The organism is Hydrogenophaga sp. (assembly GCF_031426985.1).
In the GTDB taxonomy this organism is placed as follows: domain Bacteria; phylum Pseudomonadota; class Gammaproteobacteria; order Burkholderiales; family Burkholderiaceae_C; genus Hydrogenophaga.
Genome location: NZ_JASJOY010000188.1, coordinates 26780 through 53607, shown reverse-complemented (window position 1 = coordinate 53607; position 26828 = coordinate 26780). Strand labels below are relative to the sequence as shown.

Genomic DNA, 26828 nt, shown 5'->3' with positions numbered 1-26828 from the left:
TTGGCCTTGGTGTAGAGCTCCCAGCGCCGGCGGCTCTCCAGGTCCATGGGGCTGAGCTTCCATTGCTTGAGCGGGTCGTGGATGCGGCCCAGGAAGCGGATCTCCTGTTCCTGGTCCGACAACGAGAACCAGTACTTGATGAGCTGGACCCCCGACCGCATGATCATCTTCTCGAACTCAGGCACGTCGCGGAAAAACGCTTCGTACTGCTCGTCGGTGCAGAAGCCCATGACCTTCTCGACGCCGGCGCGGTTGTACCAGCTGCGGTCGAACAGCACGATCTCGCCCGCCGCCGGCAGGTGCTGGATGTAGCGCTGGAAATACCACTGTGTGCGTTCCCGGTCGCTGGGCGCCGGCAGCGCCACCACCCGGCACACGCGCGGGTTCAGACGTTGCGTGATGCGCTTGATCGCCCCGCCCTTGCCGGCCGCGTCGCGCCCTTCGAACAGGATCACCACCTTGTGCCCGGTGGCCTGCACCCAGTCCTGCAGCTTCACCAGTTCGGCCTGCAGCCGGAACAGCTCGCGGAAGTAGACGCGCCGGCTTTCCTTCTGCTGCAGCAGTTCTTCGGGACTGATGTCGCCCACCAGTTCATCAACGTGGCGGTCCTCGATCTCCATCTCAAGTTCTTCGTCGTAGCCGTCCATCAGGTCGGACAGGATGCGGCTGTGCAGGTCGGCTTGGTCAAACATGGCCATGGTGCGGTGAACAAAACCCCCAGCCTAGGCCGACCATGTGACAAGCCCATGAAAACGCCATGACAAAGGGGCTGGTCAGCCTCACCGGCGCCGGGTCATAATTGACGTTTACGTCAACGTCAACTCACCCCATCCAATGAGGAGCACACACATGGACATCGCAGGCAAGGTTTTCATCGTCACCGGCGGCGCATCCGGCCTGGGCGAAGGCACGGCGCGCATGCTGGCGGCCAACGGCGGCACCGTCGTCATCGCCGACATGCAGGCCGAGAAGGGCGAAGCGGTCGCCCAAGAGATCGGCGGCGCCTTCGTCAAGTGCGACGTCAGCAACGAGGCCGACGGCCAGGCCGTGGTGGCCAAGGCCGTGTCCCTGGGCAAGCTCATGGGCCTGGTCAACTGCGCCGGCATCGCTCCGGCCGAAAAGACCGTGGGCAAGAACGGCGCACACAACCTGGCGCTCTACACCAAGACCATCATGGTCAACCTGGTCGGCAGCTTCAACATGATCCGCCTCGCATCGGAAGCCATGTGCAAGAACGAACCCGAGGCCACGGGCGAGCGCGGCGTGATGATCAGCACCGCCAGCGTCGCCGCCTACGACGGCCAGATCGGCCAGGCCGCCTACGCGGCCAGCAAGGGCGGCGTGGTTGGCATGACCCTGCCCATCGCGCGCGACCTGGCGCGCAACGGCATCCGCAACATGACCATCGCCCCCGGCATCTTCGGCACGCCCATGCTGTTCGGCATGCCGCAAGAGGTGCAGGACGCCCTGGCCGCCGGCGTGCCCTTTCCCAGCCGACTGGGCACCCCGCAGGACTACGCCAAGCTGGCCCAGCACATCTTCGAGAACGACATGCTCAACGGCGAGGTGATCCGCCTGGACGGCGCGATCCGGCTGGCACCGCGCTGATAGCGGGCGTCCTTTAAGAAACAAGCCCCGGCCGGACATGGCGTCTGGCCGGGGCTTTCTCTTTGAGCGGGCGAATGTGCTGAACTTCTGACCGGTATGGTTGGAGGGCAGCGGGGCATTCACCCAAGCTTCACCACCAGCAACCAAACCCACGGCCACAGCGCGCAAGCGACCCAGATCGTGGCGATGAGCTTTTCATGGGGCAGCAGCGGCAGGTCGTTGGGTTGGGCACCGCTTGGCGGGGCCATTGTGCCGCCCAAGGCAGCGTAGTCCCGGTAGGGCTGGCCCCACTTCGGAATGCGGTTGCCCCAGCGCTGTGCAATGCCCTGGGCCAGTTGCAAAGGCAAGAGCGCCACACTGAACAAGCCGATCATCACCACCCCGAAGACCAGCCAGCCAGGCTTGCGCTGGTGCTTGGGAAGGCTGGGGTAGCTGCGCATGAGGGTGCCCATAAGGCCAAAGATGTCCACAAACGGACGCAGGCCGCGCGGGCGCCAGACCAGGTACGTCTTGACCGGCGGCAGTGCCTGCGGCCCCTGCTCCATGAACACGCGCACAAATTCATAGGCGGCCACCGAGGCTTCGCGCGTCAAGCCCGCGTGGCCCACCTGGGCGACGCATGGGTAGTCACCGTCGAACAGCACATTGCCCTGCGCGTCCCGCTCCACGAGCAGCACGGTCTTCATGGGGTTGACCTGCACCGGCAAGGCGGTGGCGCTCTGAGTCAGCGGTTGCAACCGGTCCCAGTCCAGTTCCAACGGCCCGGCCTTGCGGCTGGCCCACACGTAGACCTTGCGCCGTGCGCGGTCGAATCGCACCGGGCTGTCGGCGTAGCCGAAGAGGTCATTGAAACCCATAGCCAAGGTTAGAACACACATGGGCATTCCGACTACGACGAACACAAAATCCGCAAACAGCATGAACCAGTCGTGTTCAAGCTCAGGCACAAGAAACCAGCGAAACGCAAGGAATACCGGGTATCCGATCAGCATGGCAAGCGAGCCGGGAAGCAAGGCAGTCCACAAATACCCCCGCAAACCACTCAAACCCTGCCCGATCTCCAGCGTCGTCGCATTCATACTGAACACCAGATCGTTTCCCCGGGCGATTTCACCGCTGTAACGGTTAACCGGCGGCAGGTTCTGCCAACCGCGCGCGCGCTGGTCCAATGCACCGTAGGCCTTGAGGAGGCGCAGGGCTTTTTTGCTAGGTTGTGTTTGTGCTGTGGTCATGCCGGTTCAATCGCCCGCACTCAACAAGCGCTGTTCACCCGCAGCGGGCAGCACCAGGCCGGGCATGTTCAATGTGTCGGGGTAGTACTTGATCTCCACCTCGGCGCTGCTGTAAACGCTGTCGTTGACCTTGAGTTCGCCCCGGTATTCCTTGCCGCCATTGTCGATGCGTGCTGGCACCACGCCGCCCTTGCACAGATCGCGCTCAGCCGATCACAGCTTCACCGGAACAACCGCCAGCCCCGCACGATTGGCGAACTTCGCGCGCTCGGGCACTAACTCCCCTTTGGCTGTCCTCACGTAGCGGGTCGGACTCTTGATGCTCTCGGCCATGTCATTGGCCTTGCGGAAGGTGTCCACGTTTCTTTGATCGATGGCAGAGCGGTGACAGTGCGTCAGACGCAAGAAAGGCATCTGCGCAAACGAAATGGCGCTGGCCCTGCTCTTTTGAGTGTGCGCGTCATACGCCCGCATGCTGGCGGGCACCTGATGCAGCGCATCACGAGGCAACGGCCTGAACGGCACGCCCTTGCTCACGGCGTCTTCGTGCATCCGGTGTAGCGTCACAAAGCTTATCTCGTTGTTGACCGTGCGCGTCCACTCCCTGCTGTGGATCAGCACTACCCGCCTGGCGTCCAAGCGTTCAATCGCTTTACGCCCAATCTCCGTCTGGTCATTGAAGCCGCCCACGGTAAACGCCAGATTCGGAAACCGTTTCTTCAGTTCGTGGTACTTGGCCTTGGTGCCGCTGGTTTCAATTTTGTGCATCTCGGTTTCTGAAGGCAGATAACCGCCGCCAATGTCTGAGTGCACGCCGCCGTACATCCATTCGACGAATTTGTCGCCACCAATCAAACAATGACTCAAAGGAAAATTGAAACGCTTTTCATCATTGGCGACGATGTGCGTGGCATATTTGGCCGAATACGTGGCCATATTGAAATTGTACGCCTCGTAATTTGGATTATCGTCGTCGTTGTCAAGCAAGGTTTCAGTGTCTTCATCCGGGCGCAAGGGCTTGAAATTGATGTCATCACCCGCCTTGCCGAAGGAGCCTACCGTGTCGTAGACGCCAACGTAATTGACGGCGACCCCTTTAAGTTTGAATTTTTTATTATTTCGGGTGTAGAACGTATTGACAAAATCCCGCGCCAGCGCTGCGCCTCGGCTGAAACCGAAGACGTTGATGATGCGCTCGGAATAGCCAGTATTTGGGTCATCAGAGATATGACGATACGGACCTTTCTTATCCATCAACTTGAAGAGTGTATCAATCACCTCATTGATTCGTTTGGCACCTCCACTGCCCGCGCCACCACCAGTGACGGTATCCATGCCGCCACCCGTGCCCACGCCTTCCTTGTAGAACATGTGGCCGAAATGATCACAGGTTTCATTCGACCAATTGGTGATCTTGCCGTGAACGTACAAATCGCTGAGCTTGGCGATGTTACTCATCTTGCCCAGCGGGCGGTCGTTGTTTTTGTGGTTTCCGGTACCGTCAAAGAAGATGCCAATGTGGATTTTTTTGCATTTGGTGGCCATGTTCTGCTCCCTGTTGAATTCAACTATTCTTCAAACGCTCGTATTCTTCATCGGTGATTTTGTGCAGTTTGGGCACCGGACGATTGGGTGGCGGCAAGCGACCTGTACCCAGAGAGTCTTTCAATGACCAGTCGGTATAGACGGTTCCATATTCATCTACATTCTTTCCGTATACCGTGAAATCAATGTACTCTACAGCTGCGCCTGCATGCCCTCTGATTGGGCTCTCCGGCAAACTGATGAAATCCACAACATACTTCCAATTAGGATTGCCGTCGAAATTCAACCCAATTCGAGCACACAACTCAATGAATTGATGGGCATAGCCGTCTTCGTGATCAGTAAAAGTTGGTTTTCCATCCTTATCCAACACCGGCTTTTCATTCTCGATGCCGCCATCTTTATCGATGGTGAAGGTCGTGATGAGTCCATATCCGTATTTTTTTGCTTTCGCCGCCGCCATGCGCATCCACCGATGCCGCGCCGCTCTGGGCGTATCACCCCAGAAACCGGGGTAGCGCTTTTCCAGTTCCAGCTCCTTGTCGATATAGAACTTTTTGATGGAAACCTGATTCATCCATTCAAAGTCTTCTTTGGTCAGCACATAGTTTTCCATGGCAGCCTTCCTCTCTTCATCTGTCATCATATTGATCTTGTCGAACCGGTCGTATTTGGTTTGATCGAATTCAAAGAACTCGCGCCCATCCACGAGTGGTTCAGTTTTTTTCCACTGCGGGTCCTGGCCTTCCGGCAGGCAGGCAAACTTCACCTCGTGGCAATAGCGCCCCTGGTCAAACACCGCCGGGTTGTGCGTCGGCAAGTTGGTGGTATCAATCTGGTCTGATGTTTTGCTGCACCCCGCCGTGCAAACGGCCAGCAGGACAACGCCAATCCAATGGATAAGCCTCATGAGGATTCACCTGTCTTGATGGTTTGCTTATTCACCCGCCCATCGGTTTGGCTGTATCTGCGCCAAACGTGGGGGCTCCACTCATCGGCGCAGCAATAAGCGTCCGCCGCATCAAACAGCCTTCGCACCAACGCCGAGCGGCTTTTCATGATTTCATGAAAATTCTCCGGGCGGTAAAACTGCAGATAACCGGAATCACCGTCTTCTGATCGAATCTCAAAGAGCGTCGTCAGCGCCTTGTGGAGCTCGACAAAGGGTTTTGAGCTCCACAGAAGCAGCAGCGCATCGGACCCGCAGCCGGCAAACACTTTTGCTGCCTCGCCCGGTTCGTCCGGCAACGCCAAGAGGTACGGCGCCACGTCCTGCATGAAGCCAGCGGTCTGCTTGTCAGAAAACAGCGTTCCACGGCTGGACGGCGGCAGGCGCTTGAGCACCGGTTTGTGGTCTTGGCACTGCTGCGCATCCAGCAGCGCATAAAGCCGCAATGACGGCGCAGATGGATAAGAGTCAGTGCCGATGGGGTGCATCAGCACCTGATCAAGAGCCAATGCCGTCATCACGCCCCCTGCATGCCCTTGAGCATGCACTCCCAGCAGATCGGCGAATTCGACCAGCCCGGTACTGCCTTCTTCAATTTCACGCTCGCCTTCTTGCTCGCCCCACCAGTGAAGTTCTTCATCCCTGCCTTGAGCGTGATGTTGCCCGGCGCGGCCAGGGTGATGTTGCCGCCGCTGATGGTGATGCCCGCGCCACCGGCCGTGAGCACGATCCTGGTCGGGCTGCTGACCTTGATGCCTGCGGCCGTGCTGCTCACGCTCACCGCCTTGTCGGCCACCACGTGGGTGGCTCCGCTCTGGCTTTGGCTGTTGACGTTGCCGCTGGCGGCGTGCAACTGGACACCCGTTTCCTGGTTGGGTTTGCTGCCGTTGCTGGCCTTGCCGTAGGTGTAGAGCACGATGCCGTCTTTGGCCGCCAGGGCCCAGTTCTGCGCGGCCAGCTGGTTGATGTCTTGTCCGGCCACCAGGGACACGGTGTGGCCTGCGCTGGTGATGCCGCTTTTGGGGCTGGCCTGGATGATGCCGGCTGGCGATGCGAGCACCAGGTCCGGGCGGCTCCAGGCGGTGACCGATCCCTGGCCACCGCCGATGCTGGGTTCATCGCTGCTGGGGTCGTCTGATTCACCGCCGCCGTTGGACTGGCGTTCTTTGAGGCTTTGCTGTGTGGCCCACAGGCCCTGCTCCACGGGCAGCTGTTTTGCTTTGTCCTGCTCGGTGGCGCCTTTGACCTGAGCTTCACCGCCGAGCTGGGCTTTGTGGTCTTGCGCGCTCTGGGCCAGGGTGTGCAGCAGTTCCTGCCCGCTCTGGATGCGCGCCAGCGGTTCGCGGCTGTCCATCTGGTTTCCGGCGCCTGCGGTGCTGGCCGGTTTGCCGTGGCTGCTGATGAGCAGGCCGCTGCCGGCGCGCACGGCGCCCCAGGCGCGGGTGGCCAGTTCCAGGCCGTGGCCTCGGCTGCCCAGGCGCTGGTTGTCGTTCTGGTTCAAGAGGTGACCCAGTTGCAACCTTGTGGCCGCCTGGGTGGTGCTCAGTTCGATGCGGTTGGCGCCAGGGCTGTCGTCGAAGACGAGCTGGTTGTGCCCGCCGCTGCCTTGCTGGCTGCTGGGCAGTTCCTGGCTCTTGAGACCCGAGAGCACGGCGTTGTGGGCGTGGCCCTGGTTCCAGTCTTTTCTGGAGGAACCGGCGAACCAGGCGGGCGCGTTGCCTGTTGAGCCCGAGCCGCCGCGGGCAACCTGGTTGCCCTGGGCGTCTGGCTGGCCTTGGCCGTTGTAGACGCTGCCGATGACCACCGGGCGGTCGATGTCGCCGGCGATGAAGGCCACCAGCACTTCTTGCCCCAGGCGTGGGGTGAAGACGCTGCCCCAGTTCTGCCCGGCCACCGGCGTGGCCACGCGCACCCAGGTGCCGCTGGCGTCGCTGGTGGGGGCGTTGTCGTCGCCCGTGGGGTGTTCAAGCCGGTGGCTGCCGGCGGCGCCGCGCTGCCAGTGGAACTGGACCTTGATGCGTTGGTCGCGGTCGGTGTGCACCGGCTCGGCCGTGCCCACGACCAGCGCGGTCTGCACGCCGGTGATGGTCGGGCGCGGGTGCAGGCGGACATCGGGCAGTCCATTGGCCTGCACGTTGACCAGCCGCACCGGCTGCGCCAGTGCCTGGGTTTGCAGTTCACATTGGTAGAGCGGGCTGGTGTCTTTCTCTTCGGGTGTGGGCGCGGTCTTCACACCCAACTTGTCCTGTGCCAGTTGCCCCAGCAGCGAGAGCACCTGGGCTTTGTGGTCGGCGCTGAGGTTGTTGCGCGCGCGGTGCTGCGCGCGCAGGATGACCAGCTGGTCGCGTTCGGCGTTGCTGCCGTCGTGCACCGGGTGGTCCACCAGCGTGAAGTGGGTGGCCGGCGCGGCGGTGCGCACGGTGCCGGTGGCCTGGCCCTGGTGCCGCTGGGCGTCCAGCGCTTCGATCTGGCGCTGGAGCAGGCGTTCGCCCTGGGCGTTGTCTTCGTAGGCGTAGGCACCGGGCAGGTCGGCCACGCTCAGGTGGGCCAGGCTGGCGGGCAGGTTCTGCCCGCTTTGTTGTTGTGGGCGCAGGCTGAGCGTGCGGTGGTCGCCGCTGGCCAGTTCCAGGCTGGCGGTGCGCACGCGGGCGTGGGTCTGCACCTGGGTCAGGCTGTCTTCTTTGAGCACGGCGCCGGCCTGGGTGAAGCGCACCCGGCTTTGCGCGTTGGGCTGGAAGGCGCCGTTGTGGTCGGCGATCACCAGGGTGTGGCTGCCCTTGCCTTCTGCACCATCGTGTTCCCACCAGTAGAACAGGCCTTCTTCGCGCAGCAGGCGGTGCACGTAGGCCAGGTCGCTCTCGTTGTACTGGATGCTCAAGGACCGGCGCGGGTAGACCGCCGGGTCGGACAGTTCCCAGCGCCACTGCGGCTTGAGCGTGCCCTGGCCGGCGTGGTCGTTGAAGATCTGGTCCACGATCTCCATCACCGTCTGGTCCTGGAATACCCAGCTGTCCTGGTTGTGCCCCAGGAAGGCCAGCCAGGGCTGGATGACCAGGCGGTAGCGCGCCAGGCCGCCGTCCGAGCCCAGCAGCGCGAAGCTGGTGACGTGGCCGCTGAAGGGGCGCAGGCTGCCGTCGGCGGTCAACAGCTCCAGCAGCACGGGTTGGCCGATCAGGCTTTTGAGTTCCAGGTGCGCGTCGCCCGCCAGCGCGTGCACCACCAGTTGGGTGGCAGCGGCCGCCGGCGCGGCTGTGCCCTCGGGGGCATGGGCCTGCGGGCCGATGGCTTCGTCCACCTCCACGCGCTCGGCCACCAGGGCATCTGGGCCCAGCGGGGTGTGCAGGCGCAGCAGGCGCGCGTTCTGCGTGGGCAGTGCGCTCAGGTAGGCCAGGATGCTTTGGTACAGACTCATTGTTGTGTTCTCCCTGCCGGTCTGGTGGACCGGTTCAGCAGTTTAGGGGGCGTCCGATCCGCATGTGATCAGCGGCCGATGCGCACCAGGTGCAGCCGGGGCCGGGGCTGCAGCCAGAGCGTCCAGCGCAGGCCGCCGCAGACCACGTCCAGCGACCGCAGGCCCGCCTGATCGCCCGTCGCGGGCTTGCGCAACTCCAGCCGCCAGAGCCGCTGCGACAGGTGACGGACCAGTTCCAGCACCTGCGCCTGCGAGCGCGGGTCGGCGTCCTGCAACCAGTCCACCAGAACGTCCGGTTCATCGGTCGCCGCGCCCTGGTGCTGCAGGCGCCAGGCGGTGGTCATCTGCCAGCTCATGGGCAGGCAGTTGTGGATGATGGCCTGGCGCTGTTCGGGGCTCAGTTGCATGTCGAACTCCTCAAGGGCTGAACAAAGGGGAATGGCGGGTTTCAGGCGACCGTGTACTTGAAGTCGCCGTTCTTGGCCGCGCTGACCTTGATGCGCTCAATGGCCTTGCCCTGCGCCATCTGCGCCAGCACGTTCTCGGCGATCTCGGGCAGCAGCGTGCCGCTGAGGATGTGGTCCACGTTGCGGGCGCCGCTGTCGACCTCGGTGCAACGGGCCAGCACGGCCTCGACCAGCTTGGTGTCGTAGTCGAACACGGCCTTGTGGTTGGTGGCCACGCGGGCGGCGATGCGGTCGAGCTTGAGGCGGATGATCAGCTCCAGCACGTCGTCGCTGATGGGGTAGAACGGCACCACCTTCATGCGCCCCAGGAAGGCGGGCTTGAAGCTCTTGAACAGCACCGGGCGCAGGGCTTCGGCCAGGGCGTCGGCCTGGGGCAGCTCGTCGGCGCTCTTGTTGATGCAGGCCTGCATGATCTCGCGCGAGCCGACGTTGCTGGTGAGGATGATGACGGTGTTGCGGAAGTCGATCTCGCGGCCTTCGGCGTCGTCCATCACGCCCTTGTCGAACACCTGAAAGAACAGTTCGAGCACGTCGGGGTGGGCCTTCTCCACCTCGTCGAGCAGCACCACGCTGTAGGGGTTGCGGCGCACGGCCTCGGTGAGCACGCCACCTTCGCCATAGCCCACGTAACCCGGGGGGGAGCCCTTGAGGCCGGAGACGCTGTGCGCTTCCTGGTACTCGCTCATGTTGATGGTCACCAGCTTCTTCTCGCCGCCGTACAGCGCTTCGGCCAGCGCCAGCGCGGTCTCGGTCTTGCCCACGCCGCTGGGGCCGGCGAACAGGAACACGCCCTTGGGCTTGTTCGGGTCTTCCAGGTTGGCGCGCGCGGTGCGCACGCGCTGGGCCACGGCTTCGAGCGCATGGTTCTGGCCGATCACGCGCGCCTGCAGCAGGGGCTTGAGCTTGAGCACGTTCTGGATTTCGTCCTTGACCATCTTGCCCAGCGGGATACCGGTCCAGGCCGCGACGATCTCGGCCACCACATGGCCGTCCACCTGCATGGGGATCATGGGCGTCTCGCCCTGCAGCGCGGCCAGTGCGGCCAGCTTGGTCTGCAGCTCGGTCTGCGCGGGCGACAGCACGGGCGCGACGGACTTGGCCGCCTTCTTGGCGGCGGGCTTCTTCTTGCCCTCTTCCGCGGCCGGCACCTCCGCCGCAACGGCAGATGCCTGACCGGCCTGCTTCTCGGCTTCGAGCTTGTCGCGCAGTTGCTGGATCTCGGTGACCAGGGCCTTCTCTTTGGCGTAGCGCTCGGTCAGGGTGTCCAGCTCGGCCTGCACCGCGTCGCGCTGGGCCTTGAGTTCGGCCAGCTTGTCCTGGTGGGGTGTGCCGGCGGCCGCCTCGCGCTCCAGCGCGGCGATCTCCACCGCCAGGCGTTCGAGCAGCCGGGTGTTGTCTTCCATGGCGGCGGGCACCGCGCTCTGGCCCAGCGCCACCTTGGCGCAGGCGGTGTCGAGCACGCTGATGGCCTTGTCGGGCAGCTGGCGGCCGCTGATGTAGCGGGCCGACAGGCGCACCGCTTCGGTGATGGCTTCGTCGAACACGCGCACGTTGAAATGTTTTTCCATCAACGCGGCCATGCCGCGCAGCATGGCGGCGGCGATGGGTTCCGACGGCTCCTCGACCTTGACCACCTGGAAGCGGCGGGCCAGGGCGGCGTCTTTCTCGAAGTACTTCTTGTACTCGGCCCAGGTGGTGGCGGCCACGGTGCGCAGCTCGCCACGGGCCAGCGCGGGCTTCAAGAGGTTGGCCGCGTCGTTCTGCCCGGCCTGGCCGCCGGCGCCGATCATGGTGTGCGCTTCGTCGATGAACAGGATGATGGGATGCGGGCTCTTCTTGACCTCGTCGATCACGTTCTTCAGGCGGTTCTCGAACTCGCCCTTGACGCTGGCCCCGGCCTGCAGCAGGCCCATGTCCAGCGTGTGCAGCTCCACGCCCTGCAGCGGCGGCGGCACATCGCCGGCGGCGATGCGCAGCGCCAGGCCTTCGACCACCGCCGTCTTGCCCACACCAGCTTCGCCGGTGAGGATGGGGTTGTTCTGGCGGCGGCGCATCAGGATGTCGATGGCCTGGCGGATCTCGGGATCGCGGCCGATCACCGGGTCCAGCTTGCCGTCGCGCGCGCGCTGCGTGAGGTTGGTGGTGAACTGGTCCAGCGCCGGCGTCTTGCCCGTCAGGGCCGGGTCGGCCGCGGGCGCGTCACCGCCCTCTTCGGCTGCGGGGGCGTCGGCCGAGCGCAGGCTCTGCGTCGCTTCTTCAGAGCCCTTGGTGGCTTCGTCCAGCTTGTGTTTGAGTTCGTCCAGGCGGAACTTGGCGAACAGCTTGCTGCCGCGGTAGGCCAGTTGGCTCAGGCCGGGTTCGGTCAGCAGGGCCAGCAGCAGGTGGCTGCTGCGGATGCGGCTGTTGTGCGCGTCCAGCGACGCGATCAGCCAGGCGTGTTCCAGCAGCGTAGGCAGGTGGGCGCTGAACACCGGCGTGCGGGTGTTGCCGTTCTTGAAACGGGTCAGTTCGGTTTCCAGGTCGCGCGCCAGCGCGGTGGGCGACACGTCCGAGCGCTGGCACAGCAAATAAAAGTCCGAACGCGGTTGCTCCAGCAGGGCCAGGAACAGGTGCTCGATGTCCACCTCGAAGTGCGACTTGGCCATGCAGAGGCTGGCAGCACGCTCGGCCGCGCGGCGGCAGTTGTCGTTGAGCTTGGAAATCAGCGTCTTGAGGTTGTTGCTCATGGGTGTGTGACAGAAGGAATCGTTGTTGTGATGAAAGGGGTCAGTGCGCGGCGTGCAGGTCGTAGCCAGCGTCGCTGCGGTCCTGCGCCACCGGGCCGGAGACGAGGTAGGTCTCCCAGCCCAGGCGCGGGCCTTGTTCGCCGCCCAGGCGCACCGGCCGCACTTCAGCGGCCTTGAGCTGCAGGCGCACCTCGTACTCCAGGCTCACGCCAGTGAGCTGGGTCACCAGCTGCTTGAGCGCCAGCGCCGCGCTGCCGCCGGGCAGGAAGCGGCGGTAGCGCTCCAGGCTGAGTGGGCCGATGGTGAGGCCCACGCGCAGGTCGCGCTGCCAGACCCGCTCGCCCGACAGCGCCGTCGAACCCAGTTGCGCGTTGCCCAGGCCGAGGCGCGTCTGGTGCTCAATCGGCAGCTTGAACCAGCGGCCCACGAACTGCGTGACCTTGACCGGCACGCGGAAATACAGCGACAGCACCTGCTGCAGCGCAGAGGCCGACACCGAGCGCTGCTGGAACAGGCCGCTGAGGAAGGCGATCATTTCGTCCGACACGCCCCCCTGGTCCGGCCCCAGGCGGTTGCGCAGCGACTTCTGCCCCATGCCCGCCAGCGACAGCACCTGCGGCAGGAACTGGTTGCGCCGGTCCGATTCGTAGCGGATCGCCAGGCGGTGCTTGCGCCAGGCCTGGTAGAACAGCACCACCGAGCGGTGCAGAAAGATGTCGAGAAAGGCGCGCGCCGAGCTGTCGCGCTGCAGCTGTTCGCGCCGGGCGAACAGCTCGGTGTAGAAGATCGGCAGCGTGCCGCCTGCGCCCAGCAGGCTCATGAAGGCGGGCGTGATCTCCAGCCGGTTCACCTGACCCGGCTCCAGCCGCCGCGGGACGGCCTGCGTGGCGGCGGCGATGGTGTCCAGCGTGGTGCGCTGGCGGTCGGGCAGATCGGGCTGGTCGCGCCAGAGGGTCTCGAACCGCTCGATCTCGCTGGCCGGGAAGGACATGCTCAGCGAGTTGCGAAACGACAGCCGCTGCGCCATCACGTCGTTGGGCGCGAGGCCTTCGTGGCGGACGAACCAGGCCTCCAGCAGGCGCACCGCCTGGAAGAATTCGAAGCTGTGCGGCTGCTCGAAGAGCCGGTCGATCACAGCAACGGATGGCAGCCGGTGCGTCGCTCGCATACGATGAGTTCTTCCTGGGTCCGGGCGGACACCAGTTTGAGCTGGGTGAAGCTGTTGATGTGGGTGTACAGCCCCAGGAAACGGTCCATCACCTGGGCAAACAGCCGCAGTCCGGACCCCACGAAGCTCGATTCCTCCACTGTCAGGCGGATCTCGGTACCGCGCACGAAGGTCGAAAACGGCTGGCCCGGCAGGTACGCCGTCGTGGGCCGGTATTCGATGGCCACCAGCCCGTCGAGCATGGCGCGGTTGGTCTGGCTGCGCGGCAGGTCGTACAGGCGCAGCATTTCCTTGATCGCGTCCAGCCCGCCCGCGCTGAGCGACAGGTGGTTGAGCGAGAGGTGCGAAATCAGGCGCCACAGCGCGCCGCGGCCGCGCTCGAACCGCGTGGACACCGAGGGCTTGCGCAGCAGCCGGATCTCGCTGGCCAGGCTGCCACCGGCCATGAACAGGTCGCCCCCCGGATTGCCCACGGCCAGCAGGTTGGGCAGGTTGCGGTTGGTGGCCTTGACCTCGATCGACAAGGTGTCGGTCTGCACCGCCGCCGGGTCGAAATCCACGTCCACGATCGACAGCTCCGCCTCATAGCCCGGGCTGTGGTCGGCCACCGACTCGTCCACGTGCAGCACCCAGTAGCGGCGCTGGCCTTCGCCGTCGGCCAGCAGTTCGTCGTGCTGCAGCGAATAGAACGGGTAGAACTCGTCCACGCTTTCGCCCTGCGGCGTCTGCAACACGCGGTACACCTTCTCGACCGAATACACCTCGTAGCCAAAGGCCTTGCGCGCATCGGGCAGCACCGGGGATGACTGACCCGTGCGCGTCCAGCGGATCGGGTCGGCCCGCTGCGGAAACAGGTTGACCACCGGCGTGCAGAACAGGCGCAGGTTCTTCTCGGTCAAGGTCTCCAGCATGCTGGCCTCGTCCGAATCGGCACGGATGCCCGCCATCACATAGTGCAGCGTGACGCTGCGCGCGGCCACCGCCTGCACCGCGGGCGGCAGCACCAGATCCACGAAGTTGTATTTGTCCGGGAACGCGAAAAACTCGGTGAGGTGGCGGTAGGCCGGTTGTGAACGCGCGTCCACCTCGATCAGGGCCTCGTCATCCGCAAAGCCCACCACACCGGGCAGGGCATCGGTCACCGCCTGCCAGGGGCCGTGCGCCGTGCTTTGCAGCAACACGCCCAGCACCTTGCCCTGCAAGGCTTCGCGCACCGCGCTCACCTGCGAGGCCTCTGCGTCCACGTACACGCGCACCCGGTCCAGCCCCAGCGTGGCCCAGGTGGTCTGGGCGCCGGTGAGCTGCAGCTGGATCGACATCACGCTGGTGCCGCCCTTGGGCAGCAGCGTGCCCGACGGAGCGGCCACCGCGCTGCCGAAGCGGGCGGCCGACACCTCCAGCGGCGCCAGCGTCACGTCGTAGACGGTGCGGAAGGTACACGGCACGCCGCGCACTGGGCGGCTCTTGAGCACCGTGCCACGCGGCAGCACGGTGGCCTTGCTCATCTGGCCCGCGGCATCGGCCACGTTGAAATGCGCAATCGCGCACGACGGAAACGGCCGCAGGTAGTGCGGGTACAGCACCTCCAGAAACGACTCGGTGAACAGCGGAAAGTCGTCGTCCAGCCGCTTGTGGATGCGCGAGGCCAGCAACGCGAACGACTCGATCAGCCGCTCCACATGCGGGTCTTCACCCACGTCCCCGGTCAGTTGCAGGCGCCCCGCGATCTTGGGGTAGCGGCGTGCAAAGTCGCCCGAGTGCCCGCGCAGGAAGGCCAGTTCGCGTTCGTAGTGGGGCAGCAGATCGTCCATGGCGTGCGGAATGGGTTCGACGGGGCGGTCAAACGCCCGATGACAAGGTCGCCCCGCGCGTGGGTGCCACGGTGAACCGGGACAGCGCGGGCTGCAGCACGGCGTCAAAGGCCACGGGCTCGGCCGATGGATGCGCCAGCAACATGGCCCGGATGGTGAACGCCAGCGAATTCATGTTGCCCGGCCGCTGGTAAAACTCAATGCGCACATCGCGCAGGCGCGGTTCAAACGCTGCGATCGCATGCGACAGGCTGGACGCGATGTGGCGCTGCTCATCGGAATTGGTGAGCACACGGCCGACAAAATCGCGGATACCGAAACACACGACCGACTTGCGGGTGTGCGGCAGATCGCCCAGGCGGTCGAAGTCGATGGCAGACCGTGAATTGAGCAAGGCTTCCACGTCCCGCGCCACCGACTCACGCAGTTGGTCGAGGGAGTAGGTCAGGGTCAAACCCTCGGCGCCGTCCCGGTGATCGGCCAGCAACCGATCCAGAACGCTGCGCCGGAAACGCATCGCAGTGGCCATGGCATACACAGAAAAAAGACGGGGCGCCAAACGCCCCGTCCATTGCGGTTTCTCGCGTGGGTGCGAGATCAGTTCGGCGCTTCGAAGACCGGCTTGTTGGTCGCCAGGCTCCACATGGCCGGTGCGCCCTTGGCGGTCTTGCCGTCCATGGTCTGCTGGATGTACTCCCACTGCACGGCAGCGTACTTCAGGCTGAATGTCTCCGTCGGCAGGCCCTCGCCTTGCACCGTCGGCGACACAGACGCAATGATCGCCTTCTTCAGCTTGATGGTCAGGTACTGCACACGGCCGTTGGTGCCGTTGGCGCGCATGAAGTGCATCTCGACATCGTCGTACAGGGTACCGGCCGAGCAGGCTTCCCACAGCTGCGGGCTGATCAGGTCCAGATCCTTGGTGAACACCATTTCACCGTGCTCGCAGCGCTCAGCGGTGTGACCACCCGCGGTAGAGGCCGTGGCCGACTTGGGCTGATGAATCGTGTGATGCCAGCTGTTGACTTCAAACCAAGGCTTCTTGTGGTCCTTGTCGCGGGACTCACCCTCGATCTTCTTGCCGTTGAGCGGGTTACCGAACTTGATGTAGATGTCTTTCATTGCATACCTCTCCTGAAAAATTGACTAAAACGAACGAGATCAGGACTTGCCACCCGGCATTTCTGCGACCAGGCGCAGCGAAACCGAGAGTTCATCCAGCTGGAAGTGCGGCCGAACAAAGGCCACCGCACGGTACACGCCGGGGCGCCCGGGCACCTCCGACACCTCCACCTGCGCTTGTCGCAGGGGGCGCTGGGCCCGCATTTCCTGCGACGCATCGTCTGCGTCCACCACGTACTGCATCAGCCAGTTGTGCAGGTAGCGCTCCACGTCCTGCGTGGTCGTGAAGCTGCCCACCTTGTCGCGCATCATGGATTTCATGTAGTGCGCGATGCGGCAGACCGCGAACATGTACTGAAGCTGAGCCGACAGCACCGCGTTCGCGTTGGCGGCGTCGCTGTCGTACTTGGCGGCTTTTTGTGTGGACTGCGCACCAAAGAAGGCGGCGTAGTCGGTGTTCTTGCAATGCACCAGCGGAATGAAGCCCAGGTCGCTGAGTTCCTTTTCACGCCGGTCGGTGATGGCCACCTCGGTCGGGCACTTGAGGGCCACTTCGCCCTCATCGGTCTTGAAGGTGTGGGTGGGCAGGTCTTCCACCAGGCCGCCACCCTCCACGCCGCGGATGGCCGCGCACCAGCCGTGGCTTTCAAATGCTGCCGTCAACCGGGCGCCCATGGCGAAGGCAGTGTTGACCCACAGGTACCGGCTGTGGTCGGCGCCGTCCACCTCTTCTACGAAGTTGAAACCCTCGGTGGTGATGCCGTCCTTGGGGTTGTACGGTAGGCGGCCCAGAAAGCGCGGTAGGGTCAAGCCAACGTAACGCGAGTCTTCGGATTCGCGGTACGACTTCCACTTGGCGTAGTCCACCGTGTCGAACACCTTGGACAGGTCGCGCGGCTTGCCCAGGTCGTCGAACGACTCGATGCCCAGCATTTCGGGCGAAGCGGCCGAAATGAAGGGTGCGTGCGCCGCGGCCGCCACATGCGACATCTGCTCGATGAAGAACATGTCTTCGGGCTGGCGACCAATGTTGAAATCACCGATCAGGGTCCCGAAGGGTGCGCCACCAAAGGTGCCGAACTCTTCTTCGTACACCTTCTTGAACAGCACGCTCTGGTCAAAGTCGATCGCGGTCTTGAAGTCCTTGATCAGCTCTTTTTTGGTGGCGTTGAAGAGCTGGATCTTCAGGTTGGCACCGGTCGAGGTCTGCTTGCACAGGTACTGGAGACCGGTCCAGGTGGATTCGAGTTTCTGGAACTCGGGGTTGTGCATCACCTCGCTGAGCTGCAAGGAGATGAGACGGTCGAGCTCGGCGACGCGGGCATCCAGCGTGGCACCGAGGTTCTCGGACATCACCACGGTGCCGTCCATGACTTCACGCACCAGCTCGGCAATGATGTCCTTTGCGCGAGCGTGCTCGGTCTCGGAACGGGCCACACGGCTTTGCGCCACGATGTTGTCCAGCAGGCTGGACTCGACCGCTTCGGCGACAGCAGCGCCCTGGTTCTGCGTGGCTTGCATCAGACTTCTCCCTCGGTCTTGGCGGCTTCCTGGCCCAGTTGGGCCAGTTGTTCGGTGTTGCTCAGCACATCGGCCAGGATGTCTTCTAGCTTGTCGTTGCCGGCGAGCTTGTTGCGCAGGTCGGACAGCTTGGTACGCGCTTCAAGCAGCTTGCGCAGCGGCTCGACCTGCTGCACCACCGACTCCGGGCGGAAGTCTTCCATCTTGTCGAAGCTGAGGTTGACCGCGAACTCGCCACCGCCTTCGCTCAGTTTGTTCTGGACGCGGAACGAGGTCTTGGGGGCCATGCCCTTCATGACGTCGTCGAAGTTGTCCATGTCAACGCTGACGAACTTGCGGTCCTTCAGACGGGCCAGGGGTTTGTCAGCGTCGCGCTGCCCCGTGAAATCCCCCAGCACGCCCACCACGAAGGGGATTTCCTTTTGCTCGATCGCCTCACCGACCTCAACGTCGTAGGTCAGCTGCACCCGGGGGGGCCTGACCTTGTCAAGCTTCTTGTGAACGCTGTCTTTTTTGGCCATGGGTTTCTCCTGTGAGCGTGGCGGGTGAGAGCAATAGAGAGTGGGGATTACTGCAGCGCGCCGAACGGGTTGCTGGATGCGGCGGGTGCGGCCGGGGCACTGGGTGCGGTCGTCGCCCGACGCACCGGCGCGACCTTGCGCGGCGCGGGTCTCACGGCCGGACGGACCAGCGGCGCTGCCGCCTCGGGCGGCTTGGGCACCAGCACCGCCTCGCCCAGGATGGCCCGCAGGTTGCGCGCCATGTCTTCGGCCTCGGAGCGGGTGGAGGTGTTGAGGCCGTTCTGGCCGCGCAGTGCCGACAGGGCCGCCGTGGAGATGCGCAGACCACTGACCGCGAGCAAGCCCTGGGCGGCGCTGTCGGCGGGGTCGCGCTGCACCACCTCTTGGGCCGCGAGCACTGCGTTGCCGTAGTCGGCCGCGTCGAAGTAGCTTTGCGCCAGACGTGACCACGGACGTTTGTCGGTCGGGTAGGCCTTGGCGGCATCGCGGTAGATCAATCGGGCCCGCTCACGCCCACCTTCCAGGCCCTCGGCTGCCTGAGCACGGCTCATGTATTCGGCCAGGGGTTCGGATTTGCGGGCCAGCTCCTGGGCTTCGCCATCCGTCCGCTTGGGACCGGACGAGCAGGCAGCCAAACCCAGCAAGCTGACCGCCAGCAGTGCAGCGGCGGCAAAACGCCCGGAACGCAGCCGAGCACCCGAAGAGCGGCTGACAAGCGCAGGCGCGACTGCGCCAGCCGGAAAAATGTGTACATCCAACACGTGTGTCCTCCCTGAAACCAAACCATCACCGGGCCTTTTGTGCAGGCCCCGGGCATCGCCTCCATGACAGCACGCTTTTGTGACACAAGCTTGCTTTTGGAGCGCGACGGCCGCGAATTGTGACACGAAAGTAAACTTTCATCGTCGCAGCAGGCAGCATAATAGCGTACGTTTTTGCCGGACCCTCGACGACCTTCCCGCCGTGTCGCGGGGCGATCCCCACTTCGTCCAAGATGCATTCACCTTCTCTCCACAAACCCCGTCACCACCCGACCGCTGGACGCTCTTTCCGGGTCTTTGCGACGGGGCGGCGCGCCTTGTGTGCAGCGGCCATGGTGGTCGGCGGTCTGCTCGGCGGCTGTGGCACCACCGCGTCGAGCGGCGGGTTGCTGGACAAAACCCTGGGGCTGGTGGGCCTGCAGACCGTGGACAGTGCGGCAGCCGCGCCGATCGGCCCGGAAACGCTCAAACCCGCTGCGCCCACCAAGATGCCGTTGCGCATCCACGCCAGCGACCAGCTCAACAGCGATGGCGCCAAACGCCCGCTGTCCCTGGTGGTCAAGGTCTACAAGCTCACGGCCTACGAGGACTTCATGCGGGCGCCTTATGACGCGTTCGCACAGGCGCCGTACAAAGGCGATGAGGTGGTCTCGTCCCGGGAACTGGTGCTGCTGCCAGGCCAGCGCTACGAAGTGGAAGAAATGCTGCCCAAGGATGCGGCCTATCTGGGGGTGGTGGCCCTGTTCAAGTCACCCGAACCGTACCGCTGGCGATTCGTTTTCGACCTGGCCAGCAGTGCCAAGGACGGCGTGACCGTGGGCGCCCACCAGTGCGCCCTGAGCGTGTCGCAGGGCGAGACCGTGGGCAGTGCGGTCGAGACCCGGCGCCTGGCAGGTACAGTCTGCCGCTGAAGTGAAGTTGAGATCCCCATGAGCGCTGTCACCGCTCGGGATCTGAGTTGAAGTGAAGAGATACAGGGAGTTTCATGTTTCGTTCCACCAAGGTTCTGTGGGGTGAGGGCCAGTTCCTGCGTCCGCAGCATTTCCAGCTGCAGGACGCCTATCACGAATGGCGCCTGGCCGAAATCGCGTCCAGCCTGCACCCGTACGCCTGGGGTCTGCGCAAGCTCGGCATCGACGTGGACGCCCTGTCCAGCGGCGTGTTGCGCATCGAGCACCTGCAACTGATCCTGCCCGACGGCGAGCTGTTCAACGCGCCGCAGGACGATCCCCTGCCCGCCCCCCTTTCGCTGCACCACACCGAAGCCGGTGTGTCGGACATCACCTTCCACGCCGTCATGGCGCCTGTGCGCAGCACCGGTGGCAACCTGAACGCACCGGGCACCAGTGGCGACGGGGCGGTGCGCTATGTGCAGAAGAACCAGGCGTCGCCAGACCTGTTCACGCAAGCCGCCGAAGCCGACACCGCGGTGCTGCAAAAGGTCCTGCGCCTGCAGGCAGACACCGAGCCGCGCGACCACCTGGTGAGCCTGCCCCTGTGCCGCGTTCGCCGCAACGCCACCGGTGGCTTCGAACTCGACACCCGCTTCATGGCTCCCAGCGCATCCATCGAGGCCAACCCCGCCTTGCGCCAGCTGCTGCGGCGTTTGCTGGACACCTTGCAGGCCAAGGTCAACGCGCTCTACGGTTTCCACCGCGAACCGTCCCGACACGTGATCGAGTTCCGCTCGGGCGACATCGCATCGTTCTGGTTGCTGCACACGGCCAGCAGCGCGTTCGCGGCCCTGTCGCACCTGCACCACCACCCCGGGCTGCACCCGGAGCGCCTGTTCCAGCAACTGCTGCAGCTGGCCGGTGCGCTGATGACGTTTTCCAAGTCGTACACGCTGGCCGACTTGCCCAGCTACCAGCACCAGCAACCCGGCGCGAGCTTCGCCCGGCTGGAAACCATCATCCAGGAGCTACTGGAAACGGTGATCTCCACCCGCTACTTCGCCATCGCGCTGCGCGAGGGCAAGCCGTCGTTCCACAGCGGGGTGCTGGAGACCGACAAGATCACCGCGCAGACCACGCTGGTGCTCGGCGTGAAGGCGGCGATGCCCCCTGCCGAAATGGTGGAGATCGTGCCCATGCGCTTCAAGGCCGGCGCACCCGACGACGTGGAGAAACTGGTGCTCTCGGCCATGAGCGGCATCCGCCTGACGCACCTGCCCCAGGTGCCGGCCGCCATCCCGGTGCGCCCGGGCTGTTACTACTTCGAACTGGAGAGCAAGAGCCCGCTGTACGAGCGCATGCTCAAGGCGCAAAACATCACCGTGTACGCGCCGGCCGGCATGCCCGACCTGGAGCTGGAGTTGTTCGCGCTGAACAACTGATCCCCACCGACCTCCTGACCGATTGCGACCCATGGTTGAGATGAAAGCCCCCTCGCTGCTGCAAACCCCGCTGCCTGCCGCAAACAAGCGCGGCCCGCGCATGCCGCTGATCGCGGCGCGCGAAGCCAGATCCCTGCTGGACCTGCTGTACGACGGCCTGTACGTGGTGTTCATGCTCAAGAGCGGCCAGCGACCGTCGCAGGCCGGCAGTTTCCGCGAGCACATCCGCAACCTGCTGCTCGACTTCGAGCGCGGTGCCTTGGCGCTCAAGGCCCCGGCCGATGACGTGTTCCTGAGCAAGTTCGCGTTCTGCGCGCTGGTTGACGAAACCATGCTCATGACGCCGTCGGCCGCGCGGGACGACTGGGAGCGCCGCCCGCTGCAGCTGGAACTGTTTGGTGAGCAGCTGGCTGGCGAGCGTTTCTTCGAGTACCTGGAAAAGCTGCGCGCCGACAAACCGCCGCGTGTGCAGGTGCTGGAGGTGTTCCACATGTGCCTGCTGCTGGGCTTTCAGGGTCAGTACGTGCTGGAGGGGTCGGAAAAGCTCAACTACCTCACCGGCCGCCTGGGCGACGAGATCGCCCACATCAAAGGCAAGCGGGCCAGCTTCGCGCCGAACTGGGCGCCGCCCGATCGCATCATGCACACGCTGCGCAACGAAGTGCCGCTGTGGGTCATCGCTTCGGTGTTCGCCTGCCTGGGGCTGCTGGCCTACCTCGGCCTGCAGTGGGGGCTGGCCCGCCAGACACAAACGGACCTGGCCAGGTACCACCGGGTGATCAACCTGCCACCTCAGGTGGCCAACGTGACGATCACGCTGCCGTAGGCCCCAAAAAACAAAAAACCGGCCGAACACAAGAACACCAGGGAATTCAGGGATGAACGCAGACAGCACCACCGGCATACCTTCACTCGTGTCGTCGCTGGCAGGCGACCCCATGTCCGCCTTGACCAGTCGCCTGGACTTTGCCCGGCTGCTGGACCAGCGCCACCGGCTCATGCAGGTGCAGACCGCCCTGCCCGCGCTATCGCTCATCCCCGAGCGCATGGCGTTTCGCGAAGCGGTGGGCCAGCCGTTCGAGCTGCAGCTGCAATGCCTGTCCACCAGCGCGCACCTGGAGCTCAAGACCCTGCTGGGCGAGCAACTCTCGCTCAAGCTGCTGCAGTCCGACGGCGCCTACGTGCCCTGGCACGGCTATGTGTTCGAAGCTGCGCAGCTGGGGGCCGATGGCGGCCTGGCGCGCTATGCGCTGACCATGCGACCGTGGCTGTCGGCCCTGGCGCTGCGCCGCAACAGCCGCGTGTTCCACGACCAGACCGCGCTGCAGGTGATCGAGGCGGTGTTCGCCGACCACCAGCCCCAAGCCCACTGGCGCATCGAAGTGACGCAGCCGCTGCGCGTGCGCAGCCTTTGCACGCAGTACCGCGAGACCGATCTGGCGTTCGTGCAGCGCCTGCTGGCCGCCGAAGGTCTGTCGTACCACTTCGACCATCTGGACGGGCAACAAGCCAGCGACGCCGATGCGGCGGCTCATGCCAGGCATGTGATGGTGATCACCGACCGGCTGGCGCAACGCCCCGCCCTGGGCACGGTGCGCTTCACCAGCCAGCACGCCACGGCTGGGCTGTCGGGCCAGCGCGACAGCATCACCGCCTTCATGGCGCAGCGCGATCTGGCACCCAACGCGGTGACGCTGGCCGCCTGGGACCACAAGCGCCTGAGCGGTGTGTCCGCTCAGGACAGCAGCACCCTGGCCCTGGGCGAGATCCCGGCGCTGGAGGTCTACGACGGCAGCGGCGCCTACCGCTTCGAGAGCCCCGAACATGCCCAGCGCGCCGCCGCGCTGGCCCTGGCCGCGCTGGAACTGGACTTCAAACGCTTCGAAGGCCAGGGCAGCGCCCGGCACTTCAAGGCCGGGCACACGTTCGAGCTGGTGGACCACCCGCTCTATGGAGCCAACAGCAGCGCCTTCAACTACAGCGGTGCGCTGCTCGCTTCGCACCAGCGCGCCACCCAGTCTCAGCACAACGCCTTCACCTTGCTGGCGGTCGAACACCACTGCGCCAACAACCTGGGCGCCGACCTGGCCGCCCTGCTCGGCCACAGCAACATCGAGCACGGCACCTACAAGAACCACTTCCATTGCGCTCCCGCGGCCGCTGCGGTGGTCCCACGGCACATGCCGCAGCCCACCGCCCTGGGTGTGCAGAACGCCACCGTGGTCGGCCTGGCGGGCGAACCGGTGGAGACCGAACGCGATCACCGCATCAAGGTGCGCTTTGCGTGGCAAGACGCCAGCCTCGGGGCGGCGGGCGAGGACAGCGGTGACTTCCCGGCGTCGGCTCCAGGCACCTGGGTCCGGGTTGCCGTGCCCTGGGCCGGCGCCAACTGGGGCGCTTCGCTGGTGCCGCGCATCGGCTCGGAAGTGGCCATCGAGTTCATCGAAGGCAACATCGACCGCCCGGTGGTCGTTGGCGCCCTGTACAACGGCGCAGACGCCCCACCGTTTGCGGCCGGTGTGGATGCGGGCGTGAACCACAGCGGCGTGATCTCGGGCTGGCACACGCACAGCCTGGACCAGTCCGGGTTCAACCAGTGGGTGATGGACGACGCCACCGGCCAGTTGCGCATGCGCCTGGCCAGCAGCAGCGCGGCGGCCGAGGTGGGCCTGGGCCACCTGATCGGCCAGAGCCCGGCCAGCGCCCAGCGCGGCGGCTGGCGCGGCTCGGGCTTTGAGGCCGCCAGCCAGGGCTGGGGGGCGTTGCGCGCCGCACAGGGCCTGTTGATCTCCACCAGCACCCGCGCCGCCACCTACGGCAGTGCGCAGAGCACGCAGATGGATGCGCAGGAAGCCGTGGCACAGCTCAAAGCCGCTCGCGACCTGGGCCAGCGGATGTCCGATGCTGCGGCGCACAGCGGCGCACTGCCCCTGCACAGCCACGACGTCGGTGCCAGCGTGCAGCAGCTGACCGACCAGATCGACCCGGCCGCACAGGGCAAGCTCGGCGCAAGCCTCAACGGCCAGTCGGCGGTATTCGATCCATCGGGCAACCGAGACGGCAGCACACCTGTGCACCAGTTCGCCCAGCCTGTGGCAGTGCTGGACACGCCCAGCAGCCTGGTGCTGGCCAGTGATGGGCCCATCGCCCAATACGCCGGCGAACACCTCAGCCACGTGGCCCAGGGGGATGTCCAGATCAGCGCCGCGCACACGGCCGCCCAGGTCAGCGGCCAGACCAGCAGCCTCTACACCCACGCCGGCGGCCTTCAGGTCAAGGCGGCCAACGGCCCGGTGAGCCTGCGCGCGCACACCGATGCGCTGCAGCTGCTGGCCCACAAGGACATCCAGATCCTCAGCGTCAACAGCGAGATCACCGTCAGCGCCAACAGCAAGATCGAACTGATCGGCGCGGATTCGGGCATCACTTTGGAAGGCGGCAACGTCACCTTCACCACCCCGGGGACTTGGAATGCCAAGGGGAGCATGAAGGCCTTGACGGGCGGGGCCAGTGGCACTGCGGCACGTCCCACCTTGCCATCGGGATTGCTGGGGCAGGCGCCAAAAAAAGTGACAAAGGTCTACTGGTCCTATGGTGAGGCAGAGAACACCATCACTGAGGTCTCGAGGCATTTTTCAGACTTGAACCTGCACGTGACAACGAAAGGCTACGTGGCTGGTGAGACGGTTGAAGTAAGCGTTTCATTCGTCGAAGCAGATGACCGAGTGGTGCAACTGTCGATTCCCATCGAAATTGGCGCGACGGGTTCAGGAGTAAACCGGAACTGCCTGCGCCAACAAAAAATCCAGATTCATCCCCTATGAACACCACCGTGATCGCAAGCGCAGATGGACTGGCCAGCGCCATTCGTGTCAAACGCCCGAAGTTCGCTGACATGTGGACCTCATACCCGAACTTTCCCGCAAGCGATGTTTATAGGCTGGTGGGCGGACAGGCATATGCGTTGTACCAAGAAAACCCGCAAGGCTACGCAAACGCATGTGCTCTTCGCTTGAGCCGCGCGTTCAACTACAGCGGCGTCCCCATCGCCAAGAGTTCTGCCGGATACAAGGTGAAAGGTGCGGACGACAAGCAGTACCTGCTCAGGGTCCGGGACATGATCACATTTGTCCGGAGCAACTTTGGTGCGCCAGAAAAAGCTGTTTCCCCATCGGGAAAAGACGTGACGTCAGATTTCAAGGGCCTCAAAGGGATCTTGGTGTTCTCCGTGACAGGCTGGGGTGATGCGACCGGACACGTCACTCTTTGGAATGGTTCTGACTGCGGAGACCATTGCTACTTCGTACATGACCACCCCACCGTCTCCACCACCATGGTCCAGTTCTGGGAGCTGAAATGAAAGCGCTCATGTTTTCTCTGCTGATGGGTCTGAGCATCAGTTCCAGCTGGGCCGACATTCGCGAATCAAGGTCCCAACTGGCCGCGTATGGTACTGCTTACTGCATGAGTCGATTGGGGGCTGGCCCCATCAAGGTCGAAGCCGACATGGCCATGAACGGGTACTTCCAGTTGTCAAGCTATGAGAGCGAGGACGCATACCGCGCAGTTCGCCGTCATATCGACCAAGCGGTTCCCAACCCAATCCCCGTCTATCAGACAACCGGAAAAGCTGCTGTGCTGATGGTTTGCCTGGGTCTTGGTCAGCACCCAGATTTCTTGAAACTCGTTCGCCAACAAGATCGTCACCTGCCGAATCGAACCACAAAGCGTCGATAACTGCTGAAGATTGCTTTCGATATGACCATTGCCTCTGCTGCGCTTTCACCATTCTCGGGCACCGTCCCCACCGGCCCCGACCTCTCCTTCTCCCCAGCCTTCGACCAGATCGCCGAGTTGCGGCGCTTTGACGACCCGACGCTGGACCAGGGCGAGTGGGTGCGCGACATCAAGAGCGCCGACTGGCCCGCTGTCTCGCGCCTGTGCGCCGACCTGCTGTCCACCCAGACCAAAGACCTGCGCCTGGCTGGCTGGATGACCGAGGCACTCTCGCACACCCGCGGCTTTGCCGGCATGGCCCAGGGACTGGAGGTCTGCGCCGGTCTGTGCGAGACCTTCTGGGATGCCCTGCATCCGCAGCCCGATGAGGAAGCCCCGGTGGATGAGCCGGGTGAGCGTTTCGAGCAGCGCATCGGCAACCTGTCGTGGTTGCTGGGGCAGGTCGCGGAACTGGCGCAGACCCATCCGCTGATCGTGGGCAAGGCCGACGGCCAGGCGTTCGGACGCCGCATCATCGAGGCGGTGCGTTCGCGCAAGCCGTCCGAGGCGGATGCCGATCTGGAGCCGAACGAAGCGCAGATCGCGCTGGCGCTGGCGCAGACGCCAGGTGATGCGCTGCGCGCCTCTCTCGACGGCACACAGGCCGCACTGGACGCGCTGGCGCGCTTGCAGGCGGTGGTCGATGCACAGCTTGGCGTGGAGGGGCCGAACTTCAGCAACGCGCGCACGGCCTTGCAGGACACGCAGCACATGCTGGGGCGCTTTGCCAAGGAGCGTGGGTTGCTGCAGACCGGCGTGGACGATATCGCCTCATCACCGAGTGCTGATGTGCCGCAAGCCGCAACCTCGGCAGGTGCAGCCGCGTTCACCGGTGGTGCGCCCGCCACGGCATCGAGCCCTCGCGCTTTCGGGG

General features: G+C 64.4%; 24 protein-coding genes. 8 read left to right on the top strand and 16 right to left on the bottom strand.

What is annotated here, in order from left to right; genetic code table 11:
- On the bottom strand, positions 1–692 hold a 692-nt coding region (gene ppk2, locus RMP09_RS20145; protein WP_409559766.1), incomplete at its 3' end, for a polyphosphate kinase 2.
- A 157-nt stretch (positions 693–849) separates the two neighbouring features.
- Here ppk2 and RMP09_RS20140 point away from each other — a divergent pair.
- Positions 850–1608, top strand: coding sequence for a 3-hydroxyacyl-CoA dehydrogenase (locus RMP09_RS20140; RefSeq protein WP_310567753.1), 759 nt, complete (start codon positions 850–852; stop codon positions 1606–1608).
- A 119-nt stretch (positions 1609–1727) separates the two neighbouring features.
- On the opposite strand, the gene RMP09_RS20135 is transcribed toward RMP09_RS20140, so the two are convergent.
- From RMP09_RS20135 to RMP09_RS20065, 15 genes are all read right to left on the bottom strand, one after another.
- Entirely contained in the window at positions 1728–2840 is a 1113-nt protein-coding gene (locus RMP09_RS20135; RefSeq protein ID WP_310567752.1) for a DUF6708 domain-containing protein, read from the bottom strand.
- Positions 2841–2846: 6 nt separating this feature from the next.
- Complete coding sequence (locus RMP09_RS20130) at positions 2847–3020, bottom strand: hypothetical protein (protein ID WP_310567751.1); 174 nt, start codon at positions 3018–3020, stop codon at positions 2847–2849.
- Positions 3021–3053: 33 nt separating this feature from the next.
- On the bottom strand, positions 3054–4385 hold the full coding sequence (locus RMP09_RS20125) for a DUF2235 domain-containing protein (RefSeq protein WP_310567750.1): 1332 nt from the start codon (positions 4383–4385) through the stop codon (positions 3054–3056).
- 19 nt (positions 4386–4404) lie between these two features.
- A complete protein-coding gene (locus RMP09_RS20120) occupies positions 4405–5295 on the bottom strand; it encodes a hypothetical protein (RefSeq protein WP_310567749.1) in 891 nt (296 codons plus the stop codon).
- The gene (locus RMP09_RS20115) at positions 5292–5852 is read right to left on the bottom strand and encodes a DUF4123 domain-containing protein (RefSeq protein WP_310567748.1); all 561 of its coding nucleotides are present in this window, start codon (positions 5850–5852) and stop codon (positions 5292–5294) included. The genes RMP09_RS20120 and RMP09_RS20115 overlap by 4 nt, the downstream gene beginning before the upstream one ends.
- Positions 5852–8746, bottom strand: a complete 2895-nt coding sequence (locus tag RMP09_RS20110) for a type VI secretion system Vgr family protein (protein ID WP_310567747.1) — start codon at positions 8744–8746, stop codon at positions 5852–5854. The genes RMP09_RS20115 and RMP09_RS20110 overlap by 1 nt, the downstream gene beginning before the upstream one ends.
- A 68-nt stretch (positions 8747–8814) precedes the next feature.
- On the bottom strand, positions 8815–9153 hold the full coding sequence (locus RMP09_RS20105; protein WP_310567746.1) for a hypothetical protein: 339 nt from the start codon (positions 9151–9153) through the stop codon (positions 8815–8817).
- 41 nt (positions 9154–9194) lie between these two features.
- Positions 9195–11939: a type VI secretion system ATPase TssH gene (gene tssH, locus RMP09_RS20100; RefSeq protein WP_310567745.1), complete on the bottom strand. Its 2745-nt coding sequence runs from the start codon at positions 11937–11939 to the stop codon at positions 9195–9197.
- A 40-nt stretch (positions 11940–11979) separates the two neighbouring features.
- Positions 11980–13074, bottom strand: a complete 1095-nt coding sequence (gene tssG, locus RMP09_RS20095) for a type VI secretion system baseplate subunit TssG (protein WP_409559765.1) — start codon at positions 13072–13074, stop codon at positions 11980–11982.
- The gene (gene tssF, locus RMP09_RS20090) at positions 13071–14918 is read right to left on the bottom strand and encodes a type VI secretion system baseplate subunit TssF (protein ID WP_310567743.1); all 1848 of its coding nucleotides are present in this window, start codon (positions 14916–14918) and stop codon (positions 13071–13073) included. The genes tssG and tssF overlap by 4 nt, the downstream gene beginning before the upstream one ends.
- 28 nt (positions 14919–14946) lie before the next feature.
- On the bottom strand, positions 14947–15447 hold the full coding sequence (tssE, locus tag RMP09_RS20085) for a type VI secretion system baseplate subunit TssE (protein ID WP_310567742.1): 501 nt from the start codon (positions 15445–15447) through the stop codon (positions 14947–14949).
- 68 nt (positions 15448–15515) lie between these two features.
- Positions 15516–16040 (bottom strand): type VI secretion system tube protein Hcp, encoded by a 525-nt coding sequence (locus RMP09_RS20080; RefSeq protein WP_310567741.1) that lies wholly within the window; start codon positions 16038–16040, stop codon positions 15516–15518.
- A 39-nt stretch (positions 16041–16079) separates the two neighbouring features.
- Positions 16080–17561 (bottom strand): type VI secretion system contractile sheath large subunit, encoded by a 1482-nt coding sequence (gene tssC, locus RMP09_RS20075; protein WP_310567740.1) that lies wholly within the window; start codon positions 17559–17561, stop codon positions 16080–16082.
- Entirely contained in the window at positions 17561–18082 is a 522-nt protein-coding gene (gene tssB / locus RMP09_RS20070) for a type VI secretion system contractile sheath small subunit (protein WP_310567739.1), read from the bottom strand. The genes tssC and tssB overlap by 1 nt, the downstream gene beginning before the upstream one ends.
- Before the next feature lie 47 nt (positions 18083–18129).
- Positions 18130–18726, bottom strand: a complete 597-nt coding sequence (locus tag RMP09_RS20065; RefSeq protein ID WP_310567738.1) for a hypothetical protein — start codon at positions 18724–18726, stop codon at positions 18130–18132.
- Between the two features lie 449 nt (positions 18727–19175).
- Between RMP09_RS20065 and tssJ the strand changes: the two genes are divergently transcribed.
- From tssJ to tssA, 7 genes are all read left to right on the top strand, one after another.
- Complete coding sequence (gene tssJ, locus RMP09_RS20060) at positions 19176–19754, top strand: type VI secretion system lipoprotein TssJ (protein WP_310567736.1); 579 nt, start codon at positions 19176–19178, stop codon at positions 19752–19754.
- Positions 19755–19828: 74 nt separating this feature from the next.
- A complete protein-coding gene (gene tssK, locus RMP09_RS20055) occupies positions 19829–21178 on the top strand; it encodes a type VI secretion system baseplate subunit TssK (protein ID WP_310567735.1) in 1350 nt (449 codons plus the stop codon).
- A 100-nt stretch (positions 21179–21278) separates the two neighbouring features.
- Positions 21279–22004, top strand: a complete 726-nt coding sequence (gene icmH, locus RMP09_RS20050; protein WP_310567756.1) for a type IVB secretion system protein IcmH/DotU — start codon at positions 21279–21281, stop codon at positions 22002–22004.
- Between the two features lie 112 nt (positions 22005–22116).
- On the top strand, positions 22117–25002 hold the full coding sequence (locus RMP09_RS20045) for a type VI secretion system Vgr family protein (RefSeq protein ID WP_310567734.1): 2886 nt from the start codon (positions 22117–22119) through the stop codon (positions 25000–25002).
- On the top strand, positions 24999–25538 hold the full coding sequence (locus tag RMP09_RS20040) for a type VI secretion system amidase effector protein Tae4 (protein WP_310567733.1): 540 nt from the start codon (positions 24999–25001) through the stop codon (positions 25536–25538). The genes RMP09_RS20045 and RMP09_RS20040 overlap by 4 nt, the downstream gene beginning before the upstream one ends.
- Before the next feature lie 8 nt (positions 25539–25546).
- A complete protein-coding gene (locus tag RMP09_RS20035) occupies positions 25547–25915 on the top strand; it encodes a hypothetical protein (protein WP_310567732.1) in 369 nt (122 codons plus the stop codon).
- Between the two features lie 21 nt (positions 25916–25936).
- The coding region (gene tssA, locus RMP09_RS20030) for a type VI secretion system protein TssA (RefSeq protein ID WP_310567731.1) at positions 25937–26828 on the top strand (892 nt) is incomplete at its 3' end.

What these genes read in the sequence shown, in the direction of transcription:
- RMP09_RS20140 (WP_310567753.1), top strand. Translation starts at nt 850, where the DNA reads ATGGACATCGCAGGCAAGGTTTTCATCGTCACCGGCGGCGCATCCGGC.
- RMP09_RS20135 (WP_310567752.1), bottom strand. Translation starts at nt 2,840, where the DNA reads ATGACCACAGCACAAACACAACCTAGCAAAAAAGCCCTGCGCCTCCTC.
- RMP09_RS20125 (WP_310567750.1), bottom strand. Translation starts at nt 4,385, where the DNA reads ATGGCCACCAAATGCAAAAAAATCCACATTGGCATCTTCTTTGACGGT.
- RMP09_RS20120 (WP_310567749.1), bottom strand. Translation starts at nt 5,295, where the DNA reads ATGAGGCTTATCCATTGGATTGGCGTTGTCCTGCTGGCCGTTTGCACG.
- RMP09_RS20115 (WP_310567748.1), bottom strand. Translation starts at nt 5,852, where the DNA reads ATGACGGCATTGGCTCTTGATCAGGTGCTGATGCACCCCATCGGCACT.
- RMP09_RS20110 (WP_310567747.1), bottom strand. Translation starts at nt 8,746, where the DNA reads ATGAGTCTGTACCAAAGCATCCTGGCCTACCTGAGCGCACTGCCCACG.
- RMP09_RS20105 (WP_310567746.1), bottom strand. Translation starts at nt 9,153, where the DNA reads ATGCAACTGAGCCCCGAACAGCGCCAGGCCATCATCCACAACTGCCTG.
- tssH (WP_310567745.1), bottom strand. Translation starts at nt 11,939, where the DNA reads ATGAGCAACAACCTCAAGACGCTGATTTCCAAGCTCAACGACAACTGC.
- tssF (WP_310567743.1), bottom strand. Translation starts at nt 14,918, where the DNA reads ATGGACGATCTGCTGCCCCACTACGAACGCGAACTGGCCTTCCTGCGC.
- tssE (WP_310567742.1), bottom strand. Translation starts at nt 15,447, where the DNA reads ATGGCCACTGCGATGCGTTTCCGGCGCAGCGTTCTGGATCGGTTGCTG.
- RMP09_RS20080 (WP_310567741.1), bottom strand. Translation starts at nt 16,040, where the DNA reads ATGAAAGACATCTACATCAAGTTCGGTAACCCGCTCAACGGCAAGAAG.
- tssC (WP_310567740.1), bottom strand. Translation starts at nt 17,561, where the DNA reads ATGCAAGCCACGCAGAACCAGGGCGCTGCTGTCGCCGAAGCGGTCGAG.
- tssB (WP_310567739.1), bottom strand. Translation starts at nt 18,082, where the DNA reads ATGGCCAAAAAAGACAGCGTTCACAAGAAGCTTGACAAGGTCAGGCCC.
- tssJ (WP_310567736.1), top strand. Translation starts at nt 19,176, where the DNA reads ATGGTGGTCGGCGGTCTGCTCGGCGGCTGTGGCACCACCGCGTCGAGC.
- tssK (WP_310567735.1), top strand. Translation starts at nt 19,829, where the DNA reads ATGTTTCGTTCCACCAAGGTTCTGTGGGGTGAGGGCCAGTTCCTGCGT.
- icmH (WP_310567756.1), top strand. Translation starts at nt 21,279, where the DNA reads ATGCCGCTGATCGCGGCGCGCGAAGCCAGATCCCTGCTGGACCTGCTG.
- RMP09_RS20045 (WP_310567734.1), top strand. Translation starts at nt 22,117, where the DNA reads ATGTCCGCCTTGACCAGTCGCCTGGACTTTGCCCGGCTGCTGGACCAG.
- RMP09_RS20040 (WP_310567733.1), top strand. Translation starts at nt 24,999, where the DNA reads ATGAACACCACCGTGATCGCAAGCGCAGATGGACTGGCCAGCGCCATT.
- RMP09_RS20035 (WP_310567732.1), top strand. Translation starts at nt 25,547, where the DNA reads ATGTTTTCTCTGCTGATGGGTCTGAGCATCAGTTCCAGCTGGGCCGAC.